The organism is Nostoc sp. CALU 546 (genome assembly GCF_048836525.1).
Genome location: NZ_JAWJTF010000291.1, coordinates 1 through 2,530, shown reverse-complemented (window position 1 = coordinate 2,530; position 2,530 = coordinate 1). Strand labels below are relative to the sequence as shown.

Genomic DNA, 2,530 nt, shown 5'->3' with positions numbered 1-2,530 from the left:
CCCCAGCCAAATATCCATGTGGATGAAACACCTTGGTTAGTCAAAGGTGTAAAAGAATGGTTATGTTCTTTTTTCCATATGCCGACTTCGCTTTATTTCATGCGGCTGATACTCGTTCTCGTGCTGAATTAGAATCTATTCTAGGCTCAAGCTATGAGGGTGTACTCAGTTCTGATGACTTTAGTGCCTACAATGGTTATAAGGTCATTGCTCAACAGAAATGTCAAGCACATTTACGCCGTCACTTCAAGAAACTAATCAAGATTCCTGGCTTGAATAACAAAGAGATTGGGTCAGCATTTGTCAGCCTGATAGATGAAGGTTTTAAAAACTATGCTCTCTTCCAACAAACTAAAAACATTGATGAGTTCTGGAGTTGGGCATCCGAGTTCAAACTAAAAGTTGAATCTTCCATTCATTCATGGATTGATAAAGCTGGAGGAGAAGCAGGTAAACTTTTACGCTCCTTACGTAATAAAGCTCATCAATGGTGGTATTTTTTAGACCACCCGGACATCCCGCCTGATAATAATTTAGCTGAACGAACATTACGTTTAGCAGTCACAAAACGAAAAGTCAGTGGTGGTTCTCGTTCTCTGAAGCGATTCCAAGATACTGCTAATTTATTGACTGTTATACAAACTTGTCGCCGTCAAGGACGCTCTGTTATTGACTTTTTTGACCAAGCTATCAAAGCGATGGTTAACTCTTCTGTGCAGACCCCTTCTTTAATTCCTCTCGTTTAGACCTGAATCCTTACAAAATTAGATTATTCTCTGAATTCATATATTGATAGCTATACATTTTTCTATCAAGAGATATTTCAACATAAATAAATTCCCTCAAATGCAGCAAGGAGTTATCTTTAAATTCGAGTTTGGCTCTGATAAAACCTTCGTATATTCCTCTTTTTTCCGTTTCTAAATGAAATAATTGGACTACTTTTGAGGATTCCATTAAAATTTGAACTTGCTGAAAATAATCTTCAATCAACAAAATCAATCTCCTCTATTGACTCTTTTGTTTGGTGTAAATGTGCCAGCATTCGAGCTTCTCCAATCCACTCATCAAAGTCAAAACTATGAGATAATTCATCATTATTAAACTGAGTGATAAATTCCTCAGTTGATAATTTATATTTCGTTTCAAATTCCTGAATCCGTTCTTCTGTTCTTTTGATTCCTGCTGTCACACTCTGTAATCTTTCTGACAAAGCACTTTGAATAATGCGTTTGAGGGAATCTGGATCTTTTGACCGGAGTTTGAGTTCAGCCATTATTTTTCCTCTCTTGCTACTCTTGAATGAGCAGTTGTTATTGTATATCAAAATGGAAAAGAATCTGTGAGCAATAGCACCTTTTCGATTTCAGAAGTTAGTCCATCACTTAAAACAGTTATCAGTTAAAACCCAAAGACTTTACTGATAACTGAAAACTATTCACTGTTCACTGTTCACTGTTAAAAGCCATCGCCCATCCAAAACAAATCTCACGCATAGAAACCTTGTACTATTATTTCTTACCTGCTTGCACACGCCCTTTTGTACCTTGTGTCACCTTCGATTCTTCTTCCTTGCTAGAGTTGACCATTTTCACCAAGTGCTGATTTAGATAACTCTGCGCCGAGATATAAAGACTTTCCCAAATCTCTTGATTGCGGCTGATTTTTGTACCGACTGTATTTCCTGCTGTTTTCTCTGACACCAAGTATTTGCGGAAGTAGTTATTCCACAAGTGTTGGAGGAAATCTTCGGCGAATTCGTTAAACGGCAGAATCCATTTATAGTCCTTGTCCAAAAATACCCGATAGGACGCAATTATCGGTAATGCGAGGTCAGTTGGCGCACCAAATCCGAAAGAGTATTTGCTATCAGGCAATAGCGTCGTTTTACGTATATCAATTGATGCTAAATCGTTGGAACCCTTTCTTCTGGGGTTACTGATATGGTCTTGGATTATTTCGTAGAGTCTTTGCTCTATCCACAGAGCATGAGTCAAGAGAGGCAGTAAGGCGGTTAATCTTTCCCTTTCTGCGTCTGTGATGTTACTTGGAAGACTCATCCCTGCTGGGTGTTTGGTTCGTTTATTGCCGTCGGGGTTGTATTTATTTCTGTCGAGGCAGTAAAGCAGCTTCAGCAAATGGGTAACATTGCACTGAGCGTTTCTGGGAGCGCCACTTTGATTCTGGTAATAGGCGATGCGGAATTTCCTATCTTCTTTCTGTTCTAACTGGGCTAAGTACTGCTTGATGAATTTGTAATCACCCCTAGCGTTGACTTTGGAGCGAGAATCTACTGGCGTTGTAGTATTACTTGCTAGGGCTATATCTTTGGCTGATTCTTCAGTCAATCCGATGTGAATCGTAACTTTTACCCTGGCTTCGGTTAAATTATAGTTGTAATTTTTCGCTTGCTCAAAAGCTAAAATCGTGTGGCCACCGTTGATAATCCCATCACTACCCCCCTCGTTAGCTTCTAAGACTTCTAGCTCCAGTTCAGTTTTGTTCTTGACAGGTTTAGTTTTATTGGCTG

Annotated in this window: 3 protein-coding genes and 1 pseudogene; 1 reads left to right on the top strand and 3 read right to left on the bottom strand. The window is 39.2% G+C overall.

The window, feature by feature from the left end; genetic code table 11:
* Nucleotides 1-746 (top strand): annotated as a pseudogene (gene tnpC, locus RRG12_RS42830) (IS66 family transposase); the annotation flags it as partial.
* Between the two features lie 10 nt (nucleotides 747-756).
* Here tnpC and RRG12_RS42825 read toward each other — a convergent pair.
* The 3 genes from RRG12_RS42825 to RRG12_RS42815 form a co-directional block, all read right to left on the bottom strand.
* A complete protein-coding gene (locus RRG12_RS42825; RefSeq protein WP_420763267.1) occupies nucleotides 757-996 on the bottom strand; it encodes a toxin-antitoxin system TumE family protein in 240 nt (79 codons plus the stop codon).
* Nucleotides 986-1,276: a hypothetical protein gene (locus RRG12_RS42820; protein WP_420763266.1), complete on the bottom strand. Its 291-nt coding sequence runs from the start codon at nucleotides 1,274-1,276 to the stop codon at nucleotides 986-988. The genes RRG12_RS42825 and RRG12_RS42820 overlap by 11 nt, the downstream gene beginning before the upstream one ends.
* Before the next feature lie 235 nt (nucleotides 1,277-1,511).
* Nucleotides 1,512-2,530 (bottom strand): AIPR family protein (locus RRG12_RS42815; protein ID WP_420763265.1); only part of this gene is annotated, 1,019 nt, incomplete at its 5' end.

Excerpts from the sequence above, each read along its gene's own strand:
- RRG12_RS42820 (WP_420763266.1), bottom strand. The coding sequence starts at position 1,276 with ATGGCTGAACTCAAACTCCGGTCAAAAGATCCAGATTCCCTCAAACGC.